Genomic DNA, 23,862 nt, shown 5'->3' on the forward strand with positions numbered 1-23,862 from the left:
CCGCCCCCATTGCTGCCCCGAGGGACAGATAGAGGCGACGAGTACTGTGGGACTCGCTTCCGGTCCTCCCGGCGGGAGGCGCGCAGCATCGGCACTCAACCGAGCAACTTGAGTAGTCTGCCACACGAGACACGTACTGCGCCAATCGGGCGCAGAACAATACCCCGCCGCGCGGACACGTCAAACCTGCCCCGCGACGGGGAGCCACTGCGGGGCCCGGGTCAGGAGCGGGAGACCGTCCCGCACTCCTTCGGCAGCGCCGCCACGTCCTTGCTGCGGTCGTAGGGATCGGTGAGCGGTCCCGTCGCTCCCGATGACGGCCGGGTCTGCCGGTCGGCCGCGAACATCGGGTGGAGATAGCCCTCGCCGTCGCGGGAGCAGTCGTCGTTGCCCGCCGACTCGGACCAGCTGACGATCTGCAGCTTGCCGGGAGTCGCCGCTATCCGTTCGGGGTCCGCCAGGGCCACGGTGAGCTCCCGCCGCACGATGGTGCGCGCCACCTCGTCCGCACCGGTCCGCGCCTGCACCAGCGGGTAGACGAAGGTGTAGTCGGAGTGCACCAGCACCTCACCGGAGCGGGTGCTGTCGAACCACATGCGCCCGCGCGTCTTGACCACGTCGCCGTGCACCCGCGCGTGCGCCGGATCGAAACGGCTGAACAGCCACAACGGGTCGGCGTCCTTGGACGGCCGGACCAGAGCCTTCTCCATCAGCCCGCGGCCGTCGTCCTGGAGCGGGTCCAGCAGGTCCAGCGCCGCCTGCGGGCGCTCGCCGCGCAGGGTGGCGGGCTCCAGATTGGCAGCCGCCAGCAGCCGGCCGGTCTTCGCGACCGCGTCGGCCACCTGCTCCTTGGACAGCCCGCCCACGGCCTTGGCCTCGGGCAGCTCGATCCCGGCGGCGCCATCGGCCCACTGGAGCGCCGGCGAGCCCCGGAAGGGGTCCTGGAGGGTCGGTTGGTCCGGGTACTGCTGGGCGGGCGCGGCCGTCGGACGCGCGGTCTCGCCGGGCAGCGGCGCGGCGTTCCGGGCGTCCTTCCTGGCCTCCGCCTTGCCGGTGAGCCGGTCGATCACCAGCTCCGGCCGTACGGCGATCAGCGCGAGCGCCGCGATGAACACGATGGCCGCGGTCGCCTTGAGCCGCCGCTTGCCCTTCCCGCGGCCTTCCCTCTCCTGCCAGGCCGGCCCGGTCCGCCATCCGGCGGGCTCGGCTGCCTGCCGGGCCTTGCGGGCCTTGCGCCCCTTCCAGCCCCGCTCCCGCGCGGCCCGCTCCTCGTCCTGGCGGCGCAGCCGCTCGGTCACCATCCTCGCCCGCGCCGACGGCTCCTTCGGGGCCTCCCCCACCCCGGCCTCGGCGTCCCGCACGAACCGCGCCCACTCCTCGTCGGAAACGCCGGTTCTGCGCGCGTCGTCGTTGTTCCCCACAACGCCCCCCCTTGAGATGTCCACACCATGCGCTGCGGAGCCTCTCACACCCCCCGGACCAGCCGTTTTCCACCCCCTGACCAAATCCGCACCACCTGGCACCCCCCTGTCCGGGGCGCCGCATACCCTTGCCCGAACCATGGGGGTGGATCTTGAACGCCGACAACGGCAAAGACCTGGAGATGGACCCGGTCGCCGTCAAAAACATCACGGCCGGCCTGCGCGGGGCGATCGCCGAACTGCGCGAGTTCGCGCCGGACGCCGGCGCGACGGTGGGAGCCGGGCTCGAAAAGCTCACGCTGACCGGCATGGAGGCCGGCCACCCGGACGTCACCGCCGTCTTCCACGACCTCTGCACGCGCTGGGACTGGGGAGTGCGCGCCCTGGTCGAGGAGGTCAGCGGCCTGACCGCCGCGCTGAACATCTCGGCGGGGATGATCTGGGAGGAGGACCAGTACCGCAGGGGCACGTTCAAGGTCGCGGCCAACTCCGTGATCGGCAATCCGCACGCCGACGAGGACACGGCCGAGAGGACCTCCTGGGACGAGATCAAGGCACCGTTCCGCCACGAGACCCCGGAAGAGGCCCAGAAGGCGCGCGACGAGTTCGGGCAGCAATGGGAACAGGCCAAGCGGGACGCGGTGACGAAGGGCAACAGCGCCCGCCTGCTGGACGGAGCGGCCGATCTCGGCCAGCTGGACCCCTCGGCCCTCGCCCTCGTCCGGGAACGGGCGCACCAGGCGGAGCACGACGCCCCGCAGCAGGGTGAACGCTGATGGGGCACGACCTGCAGGGGTGGCTGGACGCCGGTAAAAAGGCCGTCGGCGAGGGCGTCGAATGGGTGGGCGACAAGGCGGGGGCCGGGCTCGACGAAGTAGGACTCCACGAGGCCGCCGATGTCGTGCGGGACGGCACGGACAAGGTCGCGAACCGTCTCGGCGCGGAGGTCGCAGAGGCCGAGCTGGGCCACACCGACGACCCGAAGAAGCTGGTCCACGGCAGCCCGTCCAAACTCCGCGCGACCGCCTCCCACTTGGCCGACTTCCAGGCGGCCTTCGACAAGACCGGCGAGGGCCTCAAGGGCCTGGACGAGGACGGCATCAAAGGTGCGGCCGCCGAAGGCTTCCGGGTGCTCGCCCAGAAGCAGCCGCCGAAGTGGTTCAAGGCAGCGGACGCCTTCGAGACGGCGGCAGGGGCCCTGAACCGGTTCGCGGACACGGTGGAGTGGGCCCAGGGCCGCGCCCGGGAAGCCCTGGACGAGTACACGACCGCCGTGAAGACGTCGCAGGCGGCCCGTGAGGCCTACGACAAGTGGGTCGACACGTACAACGCGGCGCTCCGCAGCAAGCAGGAGCCGTTGCCGGCCCGTCCGATGGGCTTCACCGACCCGGGGGCCGACGGCATCAAGGCGGCCCGGGAGAAGCTGGCCGAGGCGCGCCACCAGCGCGACGAGGCGGCCCGGACGGCGGTCCAGGCGCTGACGAAGGCACGGGACGCCGCCCCGCCCCTGCCGTCCGTGGCCGAGCAACTGGTCTACGAGGGGGCCATTCGCGGACTCGGGCTGGAACACCAGGGCGGCGGGTTCATCAAGGGGCTGGCGGCCACGGTCGACTTCTTCCGTGCGGTCGACCCCCTGGATCCGTACAACCGCATGCATCCGACCGAATACAAGATGCGGCTCAGCGGCCTGGGCGTCGGCATGCTGACGATGGCCAACGATCCCGTCGGGGCCGGTTCCCTGATGTACGTGCAGTTCATGAAGGACCCCGACGAGGGGATCGGCAAGATCTATGCCGAGGTCGCCGGGGCGAAGGGGACGAGCGCCGTCACCGGTCCGCTGCGCAGGACCTCCTTCCTGAGCCGGCTGGCCAACGGCGAACTGCCCAAGCCGCCCAAGCTGCCGCAGCGGCCGGCGTCCGCACACACGCCCTCGACCCGTGAGGCGCTCCACGGGAACGAGGGGCCCGGCGCCCGCGAGAAGAAGGACGTCCCGTGCGAGGGGGACCCGGTCGACGTGGCGACGGGCCGGATGCTGCTCCCGCAGACCGACCTCGTCCTGCCGGGCTCGTTCCCGCTCGTCTTCACCCGGACCTTCGAGTCCTCGTACCGCTCGGGCCGCTGGTTCGGCCCCACCTGGGCATCGACGGTCGACCAGCGGCTGGAGACCGACGCCGAGGGCGTGATCCTCGTCTGCGAGGACGGAAGCCTGCTGGCCTACCCGCACCCGGAGCAGGCCGGCCCACCCGTCCTCCCCTCCCACGGCCGGCGATGGCCGCTGACGCTCGACCCGGACGGCGGCTACACGGTCACCGACCCCGAGTCGGGCCACGTACGCCATTTCGCGGAGGACGGCGTCCTCACCCAGCTGGACGACCGCAACGGCGCCTGGATCGTGTACACGTACGACGACACGACCGGCGCCCCGCTGTCGATCTCCCACAGCGGCGGCTACGAGCTGCGCCTGACCTCTTCGGGTGGCCGAATAACCGGCCTGTCCCTGGCGGACGGCACCGAAGGCCTGCGCTACGGCTACACGGACGGCCACCTCACCGAGGTCACCAACTCCTCGGGCCGGCCCCTGCGCTTCGGGTACGACGCACTGGGCCGGATCACCTCCTGGACCGACACCAACGACCGGCGCTTCGACTACGTCTACGACGAGCGGCACCGCTGCATCGCCCAGTCCGGTACGAACGGCCACCTCAACATCAGGTTCGCCTACGAGGACGGCGTCACGACGCTCACGGACTCCCTGGGCCACCGCAAGCGGTACGTGATCAACGAACGCGCCCAGGTCGTCGCGGAGCTCGACGCGGCGGGGCTGACGACGCACTGCGAGTACGACCGGTACGACCGGCTGCTGTCCCGTACGGACCCGCTCGGCCGCACCGTCCGCCTGGAGTACGACGAGGCCGGCCGCCTCACCTCCGTGACCCGCCCGGACGGCAAGGTCTCGCGGGCGCGGTACGACGCCTCGGGCCTGCCGGTGACGCTCGTGTCGGCGGACGGCGCGACGACGACCCACACGTACGACGAACGGGGCAACCGCACCTCGACGACCGATCCCACGGGTGCCACCACCCACTTCGCCTACGACGCGCGCGGTCACCTGTCCTCGGTGACGGACGCCCTCGGCCACACGAGTGCCTTCGTCTTGGACCGGGCCGGACTCCTCGTCTCGGCCACGGACCCCCTCGGCGCCACCACCACCTACACCCGCGACGCCTTCGGCCGCCCGGTGACCGTCACGGATCCCCTGGGCCGTACGACCCGCCACACCTGGAGCACCGAGGGCCGGCTGCTGCGACGCGTGCACCCGGACGGCACGTCGGAATCGTGGACGTACGACGGGGAGGGCAACTGCCTGACGCACACCGACGCCGCGGGCGGGGTGACCGTCAACGAGTACGGCGATTTCGACCTCCTGACCGCCCGCACCGGTCCCGACGGCGCACGCCACACGTTCGACCACGACACCGAACTGCGCCTGACGCAGGTCACCAACCCGCAGGGTATGAGGTGGAGTTACACGTACTCCCCCACGGGCCTGCCGACCTCGGAATCGGACTTCGACGGTCGCAGCCTCACCTACGAGTACGACGCGGCCGGCGCCCTCACCGCCCGCACCGACACACTGGGCGCCCGCACCACCTACACCCGCAACGAGCTCGGACAGTTCACCCGCAAGACGACGGCGTCGGGCTCGACGGTTTACGGCTACGACGGCTCCGACCGCTTGGCCTCACTGATCTCGCCGGAGTCCTCGGTCACCTGGCTCCGCGACGGGACGGGACGGGTCCTGGCGGAAACGGTCGACGGCCGCACGCTCACCTACGCCTACGACGCCCTGGGCCGTCGGACGACCCGCACCACGCCCAGCGGGGCGCAGTCCCACTGGACGTACGACGCGGCGGGGCACCGCACCGCACTGACGACGGCCGGTCGCACGATCACCTTCGAGCGCGATGCGGCAGGACAGGAACTCACCCGCACCCTGGGCCCCGGCCTCGCCCTCACCCACGAGTACGACCCCCTGGGCCGGCTCTCCTCCCGGACGGTGGTCGGCCGGGACGGCCGTACCCTCCGGCGCCGGGGCTACAGCTACCGTGCGGACGGCTACCTCACCGGGATCGACGACTCCCTGACCGGCCCGCGGACGTTCACCCTCGACGCGGCCGCCCGCGTGACGGCGGTGGACGCCGGATCGTGGTCGGAGCGGTACACCTACGACGAGGCGGGCAACCAGACCCACGCCACCTGGCCGGACCGCCACCCGGGCGCCGACGCGCAGGGCGGCCGCTCGTACACGGGCACCCGCATCACCCGCGCGGGGGCGGTCCGCTACGAGCACGACGCACTCGGCCGGGTGACCGTGCGCCGCAAGACCCGGCTCTCCCGCAAGCCGGAGACCTGGCGGTACGAGTGGAACGCCGAGGACCAGCTGTCGGCGGTCACCACTCCGGACGGCACCCGCTGGCGGTACACGTACGACCCGCTGGGCCGCCGCACGGCGAAGCAACGCCTGTCGCCGGCCGGCGCGGTCGTGGAGGAAACCACCTTCACCTGGGACGGCGCCACCCTGTGCGAACAGTCCACCGGCCCGGTCACCCTCACCTGGACCCATCAGGGCCTGCACCCGCTCACCCAGTCCGAGCACATCGACGACGACACGGTGGACGACCGCTTCTTCGCCATCGTCACCGACCTCATCGGCACCCCGACCGAGCTCCTCACCGAGGACGGCACCACGGCGTGGCGCACCCGCGCCACCCTCTGGGGCACCACCACCTGGAACCGCGACGCGACGGCCTACACCCCGCTCCGCTTCCCGGGCCAGTACTTCGACCCCGAGTCGGGCCTCCACCACAACGTCTTCCGCACCTACGACCCCGAAACGGCCCGCTACCTCACCCCGGACCCCCTGGGCCTCTCCGGTGGCCCGAATCCATGCTGGTACGGACCCAACCCGCTGGAATGGGTGGACCCCCTCGGTCTGGCTCTCTGCCGAGCCAAACCGAGGCTGGAAGACGGGAATGCCAAAGAGGGCTGGCAGCATATAGATGAGCGCCACATTACGGGCAATCACCCATCAGGCCACGGAGATTTGATGCCTCCCTCCACGACCAGGGAGCAAGTGGGCGAGGCCGCGGCGAAGATGATCGAGAAAGGCAATCGCGTGTCTGACCCAAGCCGCCGAATGCAGGTATTTGAGAAACGTATGACTGTCAACGGCATGCCCGCCCGCTATCGCCTGCTCGTGGACTCACACGACGGGAACCGGATCATCACCTTCTTCCCCGTCGGAAAGAGCTACGTCCCGTGATCGTGGAATTTGCCGTTCGACCGGGTCAGGGCGAGTCCAGTGGGTTCGATCTCGGGGACATGGTCTGGGTCGGCGAGCTGGGGGAAGCGCGGTCGGCGGGGCAGTCGCCCGATCAAGGGATGATGATCTACGCCTCGGTGACCCAACTCCTGGACTGCCTGCACGACTTGCTGCGAGGCCGAACAAGGAGTGCCTTGTTCACGGGCGTGGACTCCTCGTTCCGGCTGACATTCGCCAGGAGCAAGAAGGGCATCCGCACCACCGGCCCGTCCGGTCCCGTCTCGATCCTCGCACCCGACGAATTCGCGGGGACCGTTCTTGCAGCGGCGGAGGAACTGGCACGCACGCATCTCGGCTCCCTGCCCTCCGACGGCGTGGCAGACGACTATCGGGCCGCCCTTGAGGGCTTCAGGATCCTGGTGGCGCCATAGAGTCGCCCCGAACAGATCAAGCAATTCCTCAGAGAGGCTTATAAGCGTGGATGAACGTAACGACGTCCGGCTACACGTGGCGTCGGTCGAGAGCGCTTCCGCGACAGAAGCCGTCTGCGCGGTCAGGAACATCGGCGGGGAGGCGAGCGTAGGCATGATCTTTCGATCAAGCGTTTCCCCCGCCATCGAGATTCGCATCACCGAGATCCTTCGGTACGGACGATCCGTTCCCATCTTGGACCAGGCCTATACGGCAAGGGTGACCTTCATCGGGCCTGGGGCCGCCGGAATCGAAGCTGGGGAAACCCTGGTCAGCGCCCGGGATTAGGAGACCCACCGCAACGCGGGGGCCGCGATGCGGTGGGCCGGGGGGTGGCGGGGTGAGAGGTAGGGGTGAGTACTCGGGAAGCGAAAGAACCTCGCCAGACCCCACCAGCCTCCCGTCGGGGGCGCTTCGCTCGGATGGGTGAATCGGGACAACTCGGCTGGCTTCCCCGGGGGTTGTCGGGCATATGCTCGGCGCGACAACTCCAGACATACGTCGGCCCCCGACGGGACTCGCAATCCCGGCGGGGGCCTGGCCAAGCAGGAAGAGAACAGCTTCCCGATGGATACCCAGAAGCCTAACCCCGTCGTGCTCGCCTCCGGGCGCAATCGCGGCGATGCCCCCCGATCAGGTGTCATCCACGTCAACGTCCGGCACACCCGCCGCTTCACCGTGGTCGGCAACCACCTCGCGCAGCACGCGGAGATGTCCCTCGTAGCGATCGGTCTGGCGCTCCACATCCAGTCCCTGCCCGCCGGCTCACGCATCGGCATCAAGGACCTCGCCGGCCGCTTCCCCGAGAGCGAGCACCGGATCGCCCGTGCGCTGCGCGAGCTGGAGGCTTACGGATACCTGGAGCGGACCCGCGTGCGGCTGCCCGGCGGGCAGGTGATCACCCGGACCGTGTCCTACAACCGCCCCGGGTGCGTGGACAGCGACCCGCACCCCGGCCCGGACCCGCATCCCGGCCCGGCGCCCGCCGCCCAGGCCCCGCCCGCGACCACCCCGGCCGCCGCCGCGCCGGAGGCCCGCGCCCCTCAGCCGCCCGCCACCCCGCGCGCTCCCGGCGGGTCCCTCCCCCGGCCCCTGAACCCCGACAACCCCTGGCGGCACGAGGCGGCCGTCACCGTCCTGACGGACCTGCGCCGCCTCGACTCCCGTCTCCTGCTCGGCCGGCAGGACATCGAGCGCCTCGCCCCCGCCGTCGAGGCCTGGCTGGAGCGCTGCGCCCGCCCCGGCAGCATCACCGCCGCCCTCACGGCCAACCTGCCGCCGCAGCCCCGCAATCCGGCCGGACTGGTGGCGTACCGGCTCACCGCCCAGCTGCCGCCGGCCCTGGCAGACGTACCCCGCCCGGCCGCCCACGTACCGCCGGACCCCTTCCAGACCTGCGAGGACGAGACCTGCGGCCTCGCCTTCCGGTCCCGGGAGCCGGGCCTGTGCGGGGAGTGCCGGGCGGAGGCGGGCGGAGGCGGGCGCCGCATGAGGACCGTGACGCGCCCCGCATAGGCACCGGGGCATAGCCACCGGGGTAGGCGCCGCATACGCACCCGGCCGGGACGTCCCCGCACAGCAGCCGGCAACGCCCCGCGGATACGACGAAGGGCCCTTCCCCCACCGCCGGAGCGGTGGGGGAAGGGCCCCTCTGTCAAACGTGGTGCCCGCTCGCGCGAGCTACCAGGTCAGAGCACGAATTACTTCGTGATCTTGGTGACCTGGCCGGCGCCCACCGTACGACCACCCTCACGGATGGCGAACTTCAGGCCCTCTTCCATCGCGACCGGCTGGATGAGGGAGACCGTCATGTCGGTGTTGTCACCGGGCATGACCATCTCGGTGCCCTCAGGCAGGGTCACAACGCCCGTCACGTCCGTGGTACGGAAGTAGAACTGCGGGCGGTAGTTGTTGAAGAACGGGGTGTGACGGCCACCCTCGTCCTTCGACAGGATGTACGCGGCGGCCTCGAACTCGGTGTGCGGCGTGACCGAACCGGGCTTGATGATGACCTGACCGCGCTCGACGTCCTCGCGCTTGATGCCACGGAGGAGCAGACCGACGTTCTCACCGGCCTGGCCCTCGTCGAGGAGCTTGCGGAACATCTCGATACCGGTGACCGTGGTGGTGGTCTTCTCTTCCTTGATACCGATGATGTCGACGGTCTCGTTGACCTTCAGGACACCACGCTCGATACGGCCGGTGACGACCGTACCGCGACCGGTGATCGTGAAGACGTCCTCGACCGGCATCAGGAAGGGCTTGTCGGTGTCGCGCGGCGGGGTCGGGATCGACTCGTCCACGGCCTTCATGAGGCCGAGGAGCTTCTCGCCCCACTCCTTGTCGCCCTCGAGCGCCTTGAGCGCGGAGACCTGGACGACCGGCAGGTCGTCGCCCGGGAAGTCGTACTCGGAGAGCAGCTCACGGACCTCGAGCTCGACGAGCTCCAGGATCTCCTCGTCGTCCACCATGTCGGCCTTGTTCAGGGCGACGACGATGTAGGGGACGCCGACCTGGCGGGCCAGGAGCACGTGCTCCTTGGTCTGCGGCATCGGGCCGTCGGTGGCGGCGACCACGAGGATGGCACCGTCCATCTGCGCGGCACCGGTGATCATGTTCTTGATGTAGTCCGCGTGACCCGGGCAGTCGACGTGGGCGTAGTGACGCGCCTCGGTCTGGTACTCGACGTGCGCGATGGAGATGGTGATACCGCGCTGGCGCTCCTCAGGAGCCTTGTCGATCTGGTCGAAGGCCGAGGCCTCGTTCAGGTCCGGGTACGCGTCGTGCAGCACCTTGGTAATGGCGGCCGTGAGGGTCGTCTTACCGTGGTCAATGTGACCGATGGTGCCGATGTTGACGTGCGGCTTAGTCCGCTCGAACTTCGCCTTCGCCACGGGGGTCCTCCTGGAGAGTGGTTCTGGTACGCCTGACAGATCGGCGCCAGGTGATCTTTGCTGGGATGCCAGTCCCTCCGGGCAACAAGAGCGGATGCTCCTGTTGCCCCAGAGGTACCGGTGACAAGCCTAAAGCGTGAGCTCCGAAGAGTTACTCGCCCTTGGCCTTCGCGATGATCTCCTCAGCGACGTTCCGGGGAACCTCGGCGTAGGAGTCGAACTGCATCGAGTAGCTGGCGCGACCCGAGGTCTTGCTGCGGAGGTCTCCGACGTAGCCGAACATCTCCGAAAGCGGCACGAGGCCCTTCACGATGCGAGCACCGTGACGCTCGTCCATGGCCTGGATCTGGCCACGACGAGAGTTGATGTCGCCGATGACCTCACCCATGTAGTCCTCGGGCGTGGTGACCTCAACGGCCATCATCGGCTCAAGGAGCACGGGAGAAGCCTTGCGCGCGGCCTCCTTGAAGGCCTGCGAACCGGCGATCTTGAACGCGAGTTCGGAGGAGTCGACCTCGTGGTAACCACCGTCGAGAAGAATGACGCGGACGCCAGTCATCTCGTAGCCGGCGAGGATGCCGAACTTCATGGCTTCCTGGGCACCGGCGTCCACCGACGGGATGTACTCACGCGGGATGCGTCCACCGGTGACCTTGTTGACGAACTCGTAAGCCGCCTCGCCGCCCTCGATGGGCTCGATCGCGATCTGCACCTTGGCGAACTGACCGGTACCACCGGTCTGCTTCTTGTGGGTGTAGTCGTGACGCTCGACGGACTTGCGGATCGTCTCGCGGTAGGCCACCTGCGGCTTGCCGACGTTCGCCTCGACCTTGAACTCGCGACGCATGCGGTCGACGAGGATGTCGAGGTGAAGCTCGCCCATACCACCGATGATGGTCTGGCCGGTCTCCTCGTCCGAGTGAACCTGGAAGGAGGGGTCCTCCTCCGCGAGACGCTGGATGGCAACACCCAGCTTCTCCTGGTCACCCTTGGACTTGGGCTCGATGGCGACCTGGATGACCGGGGCCGGGAAGTCCATGGACTCCAGGATGACCGGGGCCTTCTCGTCGCACAGCGTCTCACCGGTGGTGGTCTGCTTGAGGCCCATGACGGCGACGATGTCACCGGCGCCCACCGACTCGATCTCCTCACGCTTGTTCGCGTGCATGCGGTAGATCTTGCCGATGCGCTCCTTCTTGCCCTTGACGGAGTTCAGCACCGCGGTGCCGGCCTCCAGGCGACCGGAGTAGATCCGGACGAAGGTGAGCTTGCCGAGGTGCGGGTCGCTCGCGATCTTGAACGCGAGGGCCGACAGCGGCTCGGAGTCGGCCGGCTTGCGCTTGACGACGACCTCCGCGTCCTTGACGTCGTGGCCTTCGATGGCCTCGACGTCCAGGGGGGAGGGAAGGTAGCGCACGACGGCGTCGAGCAGGGGCTGGACGCCCTTGTTCTTGAACGCGGTGCCGCAGAACACGGGGGTGACGGTGGTGTCGCCGCCCTTGCCGGACGCGATGGTGATACGACGGACGGCGGCGTAGAGCTGCTCCTCGGTGGGCTCGGTGCCCTCCAGGAACAGTTCCATCATCTGCTCGTCGTTCTCGGCGACCGTCTCGACCAGCTTGGCGCGCCATTCCTCGGCGGCCTCGGTGTGCGAGGCGGGGATGTCGACGACGTCGTACATCTCGCCCTTGGAGGCCTCGGCGGACCACACAAGAGCCTTCATGCGGACCAGGTCGACGACGCCCTGGAAGTCCATCTCGGAGCCGATGGGCAGCTGCATGACGATCGGGGTCGCGCCGAGGCGGTCCACGATCATGTCCACGCAGCGGTGGAACTCGGCGCCGGTACGGTCCAGCTTGTTGACGAAGCAGATGCGCGGCACGCCGTAACGGTCGGCCTGACGCCAGACCGTCTCGGACTGCGGCTCCACACCGGCGACACCGTCGAAGACGGTGACGGCACCGTCGAGGACGCGGAGCGAACGCTCGACCTCTACGGTGAAGTCGACGTGACCCGGGGTGTCGATGATGTTGATGGTGTGGTCGACCTCGTCAAGAGGCCAGTGGCAGGTCGTCGCGGCAGACGTGATGGTGATACCACGCTCCTGCTCCTGCTCCATCCAGTCCATCGTGGCAGCGCCGTCGTGGACCTCACCGATCTTGTACGACACACCGGTGTAGAACAGGATGCGCTCGGTGGTGGTCGTCTTGCCCGCGTCGATGTGGGCCATGATCCCGATGTTGCGGACCTTGGCCAGGTCAAGCGAAGTGGTAGCCATAAGGCTTCGGTCTTCTCTCGGTCTCGATGTGGGGTGGGACTACCAGCGGTAGTGCGCGAAGGCCTTGTTGGACTCGGCCATCTTGTGCGTGTCCTCGCGCTTCTTGACGGCAGCGCCAAGACCGTTGGAGGCGTCGAGCAGCTCGTTCATGAGGCGCTCGGTCATGGTCTTCTCGCGGCGGGCGCGGGAGTAACCCACGAGCCAGCGCAGCGCGAGGGTCGACTGGCGACCCGGCTTGACCTCGACCGGAACCTGGTAGGTCGCGCCACCGACACGGCGGGACTTGACCTCGAGGGACGGCTTGACGTTCTCCAGCGCGCGCTTCAGCGTGATGACCGGGTCGTTGCCGGTCTTCTCGCGGAGGCCTTCCATGGCGCCGTAAACGATGCGCTCGGCGGTGGAGCGCTTGCCGTTCAGGAGGATCTTGTTGATGAGCGAGGTCACCAGAGGAGATGCGTAGACCGGGTCGATGATGACCGGGCGCTTCGGGGCGGGGCCCTTACGAGGCATTCTTACTTCTCCTTCTTGGCGCCGTAGCGGCTGCGGGCCTGCTTGCGGTTCTTGACAGCCTGGGTGTCAAGCGCACCGCGGATGATCTTGTAACGAACACCCGGCAGGTCCTTCACACGGCCACCACGCACGAGCACGATCGAGTGCTCCTGCAGGTTGTGTCCCTCACCCGGAATGTAAGCGGTGACCTCGATGCCGGAGGTCAGACGCACACGCGCGACCTTACGGAGCGCCGAGTTCGGCTTCTTCGGGGTGGTCGTGAACACACGCGTGCAGACGCCGCGACGCTGGGGCGAAGCCTCGAGCGCGGGGGTCTTTGTCTTCTCGACCTTGTCCTGCCGGCCCTTACGGACCAGCTGCTGGATCGTAGGCACTACTTCTCCGGTTTCTGTGTGCCGTGTAGTGAAGCTAACCTGGAACGTTGCCGACCCACGCGGTCGGGTGTGTCGGATCCGGTGGAGCTCCGCGCAAACGAAGAACACGTGGATCGCGGTGGCTGATCGGCTCTTATGCGGTTGATGGACACGCACGGGAGCCCAGGCACACCCCAGGCACAAGGTCTGAGCGTACCCATCCCATCCACTCCGGTCAAAACAAAGGCCCGGCGGCCCCGGCCGGGCCACCCTCCCCACAGACCCGCAGGCCAGACGCGGCAACGGATCCGGGCCCCCACCGCCCTCCCCCACCGGCTCGGACGTGCGGAACCCGCACGCGTGTGGTACGTGACCGCGCGCTCCCCGCACCGCCCTAGACTGACGAGCCGGACAAACCGCCACCCGGCGAAGTCGATCAGCAGGGAGCAGCGCATTGGGAACCGTGGCCTCGGAGCCCACCACGCAGGAGGCTCCCGCCCGGCGGCGGCCCACGGCCACCCGGCGCCGCCTCGGCCGCCTCCGCGGCCCGCTGCTCGCCTTCCTCCTCACCTCCGGCGCGTTCTGCGCGGCCTGGGTGGCCCGCGGCAGCTTCCCCTTCGGGAACACCGGCCGCGCCCTCAACGACCAGGCCAACCAGTACGTGCCCTTCCACCGCGCGCTGTGGGACCTGGTGCACGGGCAGGCCGCGGGCGACCTGCTGTTCAGCTGGCGCGGCGGCTTCGGCCAGCAGTTCCTGTCCGACTACTACACCTACCTCGGCAACCCGTTCTCCTGGCTCGCCGTCCTCGTACCCCGGGCCCACGTCGACCTCGCCGTCTTCGCGGTCACGCCGCTGACCATGGGCGCCGCGGCCGCCGTGATGACGGTGTACCTCGGCAAGCTGCACCCCGGCCCCTGGTGGCAGCGCGGGGTGCTGGGGGCGACGTACGGGCTGTGCGGATGGGCGCTGAGCGACGCCTCGTACATCCCGATGTGGCTGTGGGGGCTGGTCGCGCTGCCGCTGCTCGGCATCGCCGTCGAGTGGTGCCTGGAACAGCGGCGCTGGCCCGGCGTCGCGCTGTTCGTCGCGCTCGCCTGGTTCGGGAACTTCTACACCGCGATGATGGCCACGATGGCCGCCTGCGTGCTCCTGGCCGTCCGGCTGGCCACCCGCGAGATGTCGGGCCCCGAGCGGCTGCGCGCCGTGTGGCGGGCCGGCACGGCCACCGTGACCGGCATCCTCCTCACCCTGCCCCTGCTGCTGCCGTCCTTCCTGTCCAGCGGCTCCGCGCAGCCCACCCGGGCCGGCTCCTTCGAACCGGTCCGGATCGAGATCCTGCTGTCCGGGATGCTCCCCGCCACGCACCTGTGGGGCGGCCGGCCGCGGCTGTACGTGGCCTCGCTGGGGCTGATCCTGGCGGGCGCGTTCCTGTTCAACACCGCGATCGCGGTGAGGACCCGCCTGGTGTGGGCCGCGGCGACGCTGCTGGTCCTCGCCTCGTTCCAGTTCCCGCCGACCCAGTACGTGTGGCACGGCCTGGCCGTCCCCAACGGCAACCCGTACCGCGAGGCCTTCGTTTTCAGCGGCATGGTGGTGATCGCCGCCTGGCTGTCGCTCGCCCACCGCCCGCGCCCGCTGCACCTCGCGCTGTCGGCCGCCCTGCTGGTGCTGGCCACCTTCGTGCTCCGCCACACCGACGACTTCGGCGGCTGGACGTGGCCGGCCGTGCTCGGTGGCGGGGGCCTGTCACTGCTCGCGCTGGTCCTGCTCTCCCTCGGCCGCGGGCGCCGCTTCCTCGTCCCGGTCGCGGCCGTCCTGATGGTCGGCGTCGTCTTCGCGGAATCCACCGCCGCCGCGCTCAACGCGGACACCCGGCGGGCCCGCGAACGCTGGGCGGCCCCGGCCCCCACCTCGAACGAGTCGATCAGCCGCCACTTCGACGCCGTCCGGGGCGTCGACGGCTGGCCCGCGTACCGGACCGACTCGGGCGCGCCGCAGACCTCGTACAACGACGCCCTGGCCCTGCGTGCGGAGGGTCCGCAGTACTACAGCAGCTACCTCCCCGAGGTCACGTACCAGGCGCTGGAGCCCCTCGGATACGGCTTCAAGAACGACGGCCGGACCTTCTTCGGCGCCGACAACCCGGTCCTCGACGCGATCTTCTCGATCGGGGCGCGGGTGCGGCCGGGCGCCGCGGAGAACAGCTGGACCGCCTCGACGTTCCCGGCCCCGCCCCTGGTGACGGTCCGCAGCGGCCCCTACGCCTCCCCCAACCCGGCCGACAGCGTCTGGGCCCGCCAGGAGAACGTCCTGGGCGCCACCGTCTACCAGGTCCCGCAGGTCACCCGGGGCGGCACCGCCACCGCCCAGACGTACGCGGCCCAGTGCACGCCCGGCTCCGAGGCGTACTGGTACTCCCCCGAGCTCTACGGCACCCTCTCCCGGGGCACGCTCTCCCGCCCCCTCCAGGACCGCATGAGCGGGGTCGTGCCGATCGGCACGGTCCCCGCCTCCGGGCGGCTCGACGTCTCCGTGGCCACCCGCACCGCGAACGCCACGGCCGGCTCCCACCCCATCGGCTGCCTGGACCGGGCCGGGCTCGACGCGGCGGTACGCCACCTCACCACCACCGGCGCCACGAAGGTCACCGCGGACGGGCACACCATCGAAGCCACCCTCCCGACGGGCGCCACCGGCACCGCCGTCTTCGCGATGACGGCCGTCCCCGGCTGGCAGTGCTCCGCCCCCACCACCGCCTTCCACGGCCTGGTCGCCCTCTCCGTGCCCGCCGGCGCCACCAAGGTCTCCTGCACCTTCACCCCGCGCGGCCTCACCCCGGGCCTCGCCGCCGCCACCCTCGCCCTCCTGGCCCTGATCTCGGTCACGGTCGCCTCCCGCCGCCGCGCCTGAGGGCCGCCCCCGGGGGCCGGAGACCCCGTGCCCGAGGGGCCGGAGACCCCGCGCCCCCGGCGCCCGGCCCTCCGGCCCGTCCCCCCGGACACGAAGAAGCCCCCCGCCGCTCCTCTCGGAGCGGCGGGGGGCTTCTTCATACGAGCTGTCAGCCGTTGTACGGGCCGTAGTCGTAGTCCTCCAGCGGGACGGCCTGGCCGGAGCCGGTGCCGAAGGGCGAGTAGTCGATGTCGTCGTAGCCGACGGCCGAGTACATCGCGGCCTTGGCCTCCTCGGTCGGCTCGACCCGGATGTTGCGGTAGCGGGACAGACCCGTACCGGCCGGGATGAGCTTACCGATGATGACGTTCTCCTTGAGGCCGATCAGGGAGTCGGACTTGGCGTTGATCGCCGCGTCCGTCAGGACCCTGGTCGTCTCCTGGAAGGACGCCGCCGACAGCCACGACTCGGTCGCGAGCGAGGCCTTGGTGATACCCATCAGCTGCGGACGGCCGGAGGCGGGGTGACCGCCCTCGGTGACCACACGACGGTTCTCGGTCTCGAACTTCGACCGCTCGACCAGCTCGCCCGGCAGGAGCTCCGCGTCGCCGGACTCGATGATCGTCACGCGGCGCAGCATCTGCCGGATGATGATCTCGATGTGCTTGTCGTGGATCGACACGCCCTGCGAGTTGTAGACCTTCTGGACTTCGCCGACCAGGTGGACCTGGACGGCACGCTGACCGAGGATGCGCAGCACGTCGTGCGGGTTGGTGGCACCCATGGTGAGCTTCTGGCCCACCTCGACGTGGTCACCCTCGTGCACGATGACCTTGGCGCGCTTGGAGATCGGGAAGGCCGTCTCCTCGCTGCCGTCGTCGGGCGTGATGACGATCTTCTTCGTCTTCTCGGTCTCCTCGATCCGCACGCGGCCGGCGGCCTCGGAGATCGGGGCGACACCCTTCGGGGTACGGGCCTCGAAGAGCTCGACGACACGCGGCAGACCCTGCGTGATGTCGTCACCGGCCACACCACCGGTGTGGAAGGTACGCATCGTCAGCTGGGTACCGGGCTCACCGATGGACTGGGCGGCGATGATGCCGACCGCCTCACCGATGTCGACCAGCTTGCCGGTGGCCAGCGAGCGGCCGTAGCAGAAGGCACAGGTGCCGACCGCGGACTCGCAGGTCAGGACGGAGCGGGTCTTGACCTCCTCGACGCCGTTCGCGATGAGGGCGTCGATGAGCACGTCACCGAGGTCCACGTTCGCCGGCGCGATGACCTTGCCGTCGATGACGACGTCCTCGGCCAGCATGCGGGCGTACACGGAGGTCTCGACGTCGTCGGCCTTGCGCAGAACGCCGGCCTCGTCCTTGACACCGATCTTGAGCTTGAGGCCGCGCTCGGTGCCGCAGTCCTCCTCGCGGATGATGACGTCCTGCGAGACGTCCACCAGACGACGGGTGAGGTAACCCGAGTCGGCGGTACGCAGGGCGGTGTCCGCCAGACCCTTACGGGCACCGTGCGTGGAGATGAAGTACTCCAGAACGGTGAGGCCCTCACGGAAGGACGCCTTGATCGGACGCGGGATGGTCTCGTTCTTCGCGTTCGACACCAGACCACGCATACCGGCGATCTGTCGCATCTGCATCATGTTTCCTCGGGCACCCGAGTCAACCATCATGAAGATGGGGTTCGTCTTGGGGAAGTTCGCGTTCATCGCCTCGGCAACCTCGTTGGTCGCCTTGGTCCAGATCGCGATGAGCTCCTGCGTGCGCTCGTCCTTGGTGATCAGACCGCGCTCGTACTGCTTCTGGACCTTCTCGTCCATCGCCTCGTAGCCCGCGACGATGGCCTTCTTGGCCTCGGGCACGACGACGTCGGAGATGGCCACGGTGACGCCCGAACGGGTCGCCCAGTGGAAACCGGCCGCCTTGAGGTTGTCGAGCGTCGCCGCCACGATCACCTTGGGGTAGCGCTCCGCCAGGTCGTTGACGATCTCGGAGAGCTGCTTCTTGCCCACCGAGTAGTCGACGAACGGGTAGTCCTCGGGCAGCAGCTCGTTGAAGAGCGCGCGGCCCAGGGTGGTCTTGAGACGGAAGCTGTCGCCCGGCTGGAACTCCTGCTCGCCCTCTTCGGCCACCGGCGCCACCCAGCCGCGCGGCGGGATGGTGCCCACCGGGAAGCGGATGTCGACCTGCGACTGCAGAGCGAGCTCACCGGCGTCGAACGCCATGATCGCCTCGGCCGTGGAGCCGAACGCGCGGCCCTCGCCCTTGGTGTCACGCAGCTCACCGTCGGTGGTCAGGAAGAACAGACCGAGGACCATGTCCTGGGTCGGCATCGTGACCGGACGGCCGTCGGCCGGCTTGAGGATGTTGTTCGAGGACAGCATCAGGATGCGGGCCTCGGCCTGCGCCTCCGCGGAGAGCGGCAGGTGCACGGCCATCTGGTCACCGTCGAAGTCCGCGTTGAACGCGGTGCAGACGAGCGGGTGGATCTGGATGGCCTTGCCTTCGACCAGCTGGGGCTCGAAGGCCTGGATGCCGAGACGGTGCAGCGTGGGCGCACGGTTCAGCAGCACCGGGTGCTCGGCGATGACCTCTTCGAGCACGTCGTAGACGACCGTGCGGCCGCGCTCGACCATGCGCTTCGCCGACTTGATGTTCTGCGCGTGGTTCAGGTCGACCAGGCGCTTCATCACGAACGGCTTGAAGAGCTCCAGCGCCATGGCCTTCGGCAGACCGCACTGGTGCAGCTTGAGCTGCGGACCGACGACGATCACGGAACGCGCGGAGTAGTCCACGCGCTTGCCGAGGAGGTTCTGACGGAAACGGCCCTGCTTGCCCTTGAGCATGTCGCTCAGGGACTTCAGCGGACGGTTGCCGGGGCCCGTGACCGGGCGACCACGACGGCCGTTGTCGAAGAGGGCGTCGACCGCCTCCTGGAGCATCCGCTTCTCGTTGTTCACGATGATCTCGGGGGCACCGAGGTCGAGCAGGCGCTTCAGACGGTTGTTGCGGTTGATCACGCGGCGGTACAGGTCGTTCAGGTCGGAGGTCGCGAAGCGGCCACCGTCCAGCTGCACCATCGGACGCAGGTCCGGCGGGATCACCGGCACGCAGTCCAGCACCATGCCCTTGGGGCTGTTGCTGGTCTGCAGGAACGCGGAGACGACCTTGAGGCGCTTGAGCGCACGGGTCTTCTTCTGGCCCTTGCCGGTACGGATGATCTCGCGGAGGCGCTCGGCCTCCTCCTCCAGGTCGAAGGACTCCAGGCGCTTCTGCAGCGCCGCGGCACCCATCGAACCGTCGAAGTAGGTACCGAAGCGGTCGCGCAGCTCGCGGTAGAGCAGCTCGTCGCCTTCGAGGTCCTGGACCTTGAGGTTCTTGAAGCGGGACCAGACCTCGTCCAGACGGTCGATCTCGCGCTGCGCACGGTCGCGCAGCTGCTTCATCTCGCGCTCGGCACCTTCGCGCACCTTGCGGCGCACGTCGGCCTTCGCGCCCTCGGCCTCGAGCTCGGCCAGGTCGGTCTCGAGCTTCTTGGCACGGCCTTCGAGGTCCGCGTCACGGCGGTTCTCGATCTGCTGGCGCTCGACGGAGACGTGGGCCTCCAGCGACGGGAGGTCGCGGGTGCGGCGCTCGTCGTCCACGAACGTGATCATGTACGCGGCGAAGTAGATGACCTTTTCGAGGTCCTTCGGCGCGAGGTCCAGCAGGTAGCCCAGGCGCGACGGGACGCCCTTGAAGTACCAGATGTGGGTGACGGGAGCGGCGAGCTCGATGTGGCCCATCCGCTCACGACGCACCTTGGCGCGCGTGACCTCGACGCCACAGCGCTCACAGATGATGCCCTTGAAGCGGACACGCTTGTACTTGCCGCAGTAGCACTCCCAGTCCCGGGTAGGACCGAAGATCTTCTCGCAGAAGAGTCCGTCCTTCTCGGGCTTGAGGGTGCGGTAGTTGATGGTCTCCGGCTTCTTGACCTCGCCGTGCGACCAGGTTCGGATGTCGTCCGCGGTGGCAAGGCCGATCCGCAGCTCGTCGAAGAAGTTGACGTCGAGCACTGTGCGTCAATCCCTCTTTCGGGGTCGAGTCTCAATCATGGTCTGAACGGTCCCGGGGATGACGGGGGGCTCTTGAGCGAGCCCCCCGTCAGGCCCGTCAGACCTCTTCGACGCTGCTCGGCTCACGCCGGGACAGGTCGATACCGAGCTCCTCCGCCGCGCGGAAGACGTCCTCGTCGGTGTCGCGCATCTCGATGGACATGCCGTCCGAGGACAGCACCTCCACGTTGAGGCAGAGCGACTGCATTTCCTTGATGAGCACCTTGAAGGACTCGGGAATGCCCGGCTCGGGGATGTTCTCGCCCTTGACGATGGCCTCGTAGACCTTCACGCGGCCGGTGACGTCGTCGGACTTGATGGTCAGCAGCTCCTGGAGGGCGTAAGCGGCGCCATAAGCCTCGAGCGCCCACACCTCCATCTCACCGAAGCGCTGGCCACCGAACTGCGCCTTACCACCCAGCGGCTGCTGCGTGATCATCGAGTACGGACCGGTCGACCGGGCGTGGAGCTTGTCGTCGACCAGGTGGTGCAGCTTGAGGATGTACATGTACCCGACCGAGATCGGGTCCGGGAACGGCTCACCGGAGCGGCCGTCGAACAGACGCGCCTTGCCGGACGGCAGGACCAGGCGGTCACCGTCGCGGTTCGGGATGGTGTGCTCGAACAGGCCGGCCAGCTCGTCCTCGCGGGCACCGTCGAACACCGGGGTGGCGACGTTGGTGCCGGGCTCGACGCGGTCGGCGCCGATCGCCTTGAGGCGCTCGGCCCACTCCTCCGCGAGGCCGGAGACGTCCCAGCCGCGGCTGGCGAGCCAGCCGAGGTGGATCTCCAGGACCTGTCCCGGGTTCATTCGGGACGGGACACCCAGCGGGTTCAGGATGATGTCGACCGGCGTGCCGTCTTCGAGGAAGGGCATGTCCTCGATCGGGAGGATCTTGGAGATGACACCCTTGTTGCCGTGACGGCCGGCGAGCTTGTCACCGTCGGTGATCTTGCGCTTCTGGGCGACGTAGACGCGGACCAGCTGGTTCACGCCCGGGGGAAGCTCGTCGCCCTCCTCGCGGTCGAAGACGCGGACACCGATGACCTTGCCGATCTCACCGTGGGGGACCTTGAGCGAGGTGTCGCGCACCTCGCGGGCCTTCTCACCGAAGATCGCACGGAGCAGGCGCTCCTCCGGGGTCAGCTCGGTCTCACCCTTGGGCGTGACCTTGCCGACCAGGATGTCGCCGGCGACGACGTCCGCACCGATGCGGATGATGCCGCGCTCGTCGAGGTCGGCCAGGACCTCTTCGGAGACGTTCGGGATGTCCCGGGTGATCTCCTCGGGGCCCAGCTTGGTGTCACGGGCGTCGACCTCGTGCTCCTCGATGTGGATCGAGGAGAGGACGTCGTCCTGCACGAGGCGCTGCGACAGGATGATCGCGTCCTCGTAGTTGTGGCCTTCCCACGGCATGAACGCGACGAGCAGGTTCTTGCCGAGGGCCATTTCGCCCTCTTCGGTGGCCGGGCCGTCGGCGAGGACCTGGGCCTCGACGATCCGGTCGCCCTCGTTGACGATGACCTTCTGGTTGACCGAGGTGCCCTGGTTCGAGCGGGAGAACTTCGCGACGCGGTACGTGGTGTACGTGCCGTCGTCGTTGGCGACGGTGATGTAGTCGGCCGAGACCTCCTGGACGACACCGTCCTTCTCCGCCTTGATCGAGTCACCGGCGTCGACGGCGCAGCGGTACTCCATGCCGGTGCCGACGAGCGGCGCCTCCGCCTTGATGAGCGGAACGGCCTGGCGCATCATGTTCGCGCCCATGAGGGCGCGGTTGGCGTCGTCGTGCTCCAGGAAGGGGATCATCGCGGTAGCGACGGACACCATCTGGCGCGGGGAGACGTCCATGTAGTCGACGTCGTCGCCGGCGATGTAGTCGATCTCGCCGCCACGACGGCGGACCAGCACGCGGTTCTCGGTGAAGCGCATCTCGTCGTTCAGGCCGGCGTTGGCCTGGGCGATGACGAAGCGGTCTTCCTCGTCGGCGGTCAGGTAGTCGACCTCGTCGGTGACGACACCGTCGACGACCTTGCGGTACGGGGTCTCGACGAAACCGAACGCGTTGACGCGGCCGTAGGACGCGAGCGAGCCGATCAGACCGATGTTCGGGCCTTCGGGGGTCTCGATCGGGCACATGCGGCCGTAGTGCGACGGGTGGACGTCACGGACCTCGAAGCCGGCCCGCTCACGGGACAGACCACCGGGGCCCAGCGCCGACAGGCGGCGCTTGTGGGTCAGGCCCGACAGCGGGTTGTTCTGGTCCATGAACTGCGACAGCTGGCTGGTGCCGAAGAACTCCTTGATGGAGGCGACGACCGGCCGGATGTTGATCAGGGTCTGCGGCGTGATCGCCTCGACGTCCTGCGTGGTCATGCGCTCGCGCACGACGCGCTCCATACGAGCCAGACCCGTACGGACCTGGTTCTGGATGAGCTCGCCGACGTTGCGCAGACGACGGTTGCCGAAGTGGTCGATGTCGTCGGTCTCGACGACGATCGAACGGCCCGACTCACCGGTGGTCTCGGTCTCGCCCGCGTGGAGCTTCACGAGGTACTTGATCGTCGCGATGATGTCGTCGGTGGTGAGCACACCGGCGTCGAGCGGCTCGTCGGCGCCGAGCTTCTTGTTCACCTTGTAGCGGCCGACCTTCGCGAGGTCGTAGCGCTTGGGGTTGAAGTAGAGGTTCTCGAGCAGCGTCTGGGCGGCCTCGCGCGTCGGCGGTTCGCCCGGACGCAGCTTGCGGTAGATGTCGAGCAGCGCGTCGTCCTGGCCCTGGGTGTGGTCCTTCTCCAGGGTGGCGCGCATGGACTCGTACTCGCCGAACTCTTCGAGGATCTGCTCGGTGGTCCAGCCGAGAGCCTTGAGGAGGACGGTGACGGACTGCTTGCGCTTGCGGTCGATGCGGACACCGACCATGTCGCGCTTGTCGACCTCCATCTCCAGCCAGGCACCCCGGGACGGGATGATCTTGGCGGAGAAGATGTCCTTGTCGGACGTCTTGTCGATGGAGGAGTCGAAGTAGACACCGGGGGAACGGACGAGCTGCGACACGACGACACGCTCGGTGCCGTTGATGACGAAGGTGCCCTTGTTGGTCATGAGCGGGAAGTCGCCCATGAAGACCGTCTGAGACTTGATCTCTCCGGTCTCGTTGTTCGTGAACTCGGCGGTAACGAAGAGCGGCGCCGCGTACGTGAAGTCGCGCTCCTTGCACTCGTCGACCGAGTTCTTCGCCGGCTCGAAACGGTGGTCGCGGAAAGTCAGCGACATCGACCCGGAGAAGTCCTCGATCGGCGAGATCTCCTCGAAGATCTCTTCAAGACCGGACTTGGTGGGGACGTCCTGTCCACTCTCAAGAGCCGACTCGACGCGAGCCTTCCAGGCGGCGTTACCGAGCAGCCAGTCAAAGCTCTCGGTCTGCAGCGCCAGGAGGTTCGGAACCTCGAGGGGCTCCTTGATCTTTGCAAAGGAGATGCGCAGCGGGGCGGTGCTGGCACCGTTGTTCGTATTGGTCGAGGCGTTGCGCGAGGCGGCCAAGAGGGGGTCCTTCCGAGGGCTCGGACTCACTACGCGCGTACCGGTCCCAGCCGACACAGAAGACAGACGCTTT

Annotated in this window: 13 protein-coding genes; 6 read left to right on the forward strand and 7 right to left on the reverse strand. The window is 68.6% G+C overall.

Translation table 11 applies throughout. The annotated features are described in order from the left end of the window. Positions 1–221: 221 nt before the first annotated feature. Entirely contained in the window at positions 222–1,421 is a 1,200-nt protein-coding gene (locus OG861_RS13065) for a hypothetical protein (RefSeq protein WP_329197495.1), read from the reverse strand. Between the two features lie 152 nt (positions 1,422–1,573). Here OG861_RS13065 and OG861_RS13070 point away from each other — a divergent pair, with 152 nt between their 5' ends. The 5 genes from OG861_RS13070 to OG861_RS13090 all read left to right on the forward strand — a co-directional run bounded on the left by OG861_RS13070 (position 1,574) and on the right by OG861_RS13090 (position 8,730). Further along, a complete protein-coding gene (locus tag OG861_RS13070; RefSeq protein ID WP_329197493.1) occupies positions 1,574–2,197 on the forward strand; it encodes a hypothetical protein in 624 nt (207 codons plus the stop codon). Next, on the forward strand, positions 2,197–6,744 hold the full coding sequence (locus tag OG861_RS13075) for a putative T7SS-secreted protein (RefSeq protein ID WP_329197491.1): 4,548 nt from the start codon (positions 2,197–2,199) through the stop codon (positions 6,742–6,744). Before OG861_RS13070 ends, OG861_RS13075 begins: the two co-directional genes overlap by 1 nt. Next, on the forward strand, positions 6,741–7,175 hold the full coding sequence (locus OG861_RS13080; protein ID WP_329197489.1) for a hypothetical protein: 435 nt from the start codon (positions 6,741–6,743) through the stop codon (positions 7,173–7,175). The genes OG861_RS13075 and OG861_RS13080 overlap by 4 nt, the downstream gene beginning before the upstream one ends. A 46-nt stretch (positions 7,176–7,221) precedes the next feature. Next, positions 7,222–7,503: a hypothetical protein gene (locus tag OG861_RS13085; RefSeq protein ID WP_329197487.1), complete on the forward strand. Its 282-nt coding sequence runs from the start codon at positions 7,222–7,224 to the stop codon at positions 7,501–7,503. A 279-nt stretch (positions 7,504–7,782) separates the two neighbouring features. Then, entirely contained in the window at positions 7,783–8,730 is a 948-nt protein-coding gene (locus OG861_RS13090) for a hypothetical protein (protein ID WP_329197485.1), read from the forward strand. A gap of 185 nt (positions 8,731–8,915) precedes the next feature. On the opposite strand, the gene tuf is transcribed toward OG861_RS13090, so the two are convergent. From tuf to rpsL, 4 genes are all read right to left on the reverse strand, one after another. After that, positions 8,916–10,109 (reverse strand): elongation factor Tu, encoded by a 1,194-nt coding sequence (gene tuf / locus OG861_RS13095; protein ID WP_136213222.1) that lies wholly within the window; start codon positions 10,107–10,109, stop codon positions 8,916–8,918. 151 nt (positions 10,110–10,260) lie between these two features. Next, positions 10,261–12,387, reverse strand: coding sequence for an elongation factor G (gene fusA / locus OG861_RS13100; RefSeq protein ID WP_136213221.1), 2,127 nt, complete (start codon positions 12,385–12,387; stop codon positions 10,261–10,263). A 39-nt stretch (positions 12,388–12,426) separates the two neighbouring features. Beyond that, on the reverse strand, positions 12,427–12,897 hold the full coding sequence (gene rpsG, locus OG861_RS13105; RefSeq protein WP_007265894.1) for a 30S ribosomal protein S7: 471 nt from the start codon (positions 12,895–12,897) through the stop codon (positions 12,427–12,429). Positions 12,898–12,899: 2 nt separating this feature from the next. Beyond that, complete coding sequence (rpsL, locus tag OG861_RS13110) at positions 12,900–13,271, reverse strand: 30S ribosomal protein S12 (protein WP_007265893.1); 372 nt, start codon at positions 13,269–13,271, stop codon at positions 12,900–12,902. Between the two features lie 442 nt (positions 13,272–13,713). Between rpsL and OG861_RS13115 the strand changes: the two genes are divergently transcribed. Continuing rightward, the gene (locus OG861_RS13115; RefSeq protein WP_329202377.1) at positions 13,714–16,161 is read left to right on the forward strand and encodes a YfhO family protein; all 2,448 of its coding nucleotides are present in this window, start codon (positions 13,714–13,716) and stop codon (positions 16,159–16,161) included. A 148-nt stretch (positions 16,162–16,309) separates the two neighbouring features. Here OG861_RS13115 and OG861_RS13120 read toward each other — a convergent pair whose 3' ends face one another. Together OG861_RS13120 and rpoB are read right to left on the reverse strand one after the other, a co-directional pair. Then, the gene (locus tag OG861_RS13120) at positions 16,310–20,209 is read right to left on the reverse strand and encodes a DNA-directed RNA polymerase subunit beta' (RefSeq protein ID WP_190182994.1); all 3,900 of its coding nucleotides are present in this window, start codon (positions 20,207–20,209) and stop codon (positions 16,310–16,312) included. A gap of 97 nt (positions 20,210–20,306) precedes the next feature. Further along, on the reverse strand, positions 20,307–23,789 hold the full coding sequence (gene rpoB, locus OG861_RS13125; RefSeq protein WP_329197481.1) for a DNA-directed RNA polymerase subunit beta: 3,483 nt from the start codon (positions 23,787–23,789) through the stop codon (positions 20,307–20,309). Positions 23,790–23,862 lie beyond the last annotated feature (73 nt).

This window comes from Streptomyces sp. NBC_00539 (assembly GCF_036346105.1).
Taxonomy (GTDB): Bacteria; Actinomycetota; Actinomycetes; order Streptomycetales; family Streptomycetaceae; genus Streptomyces.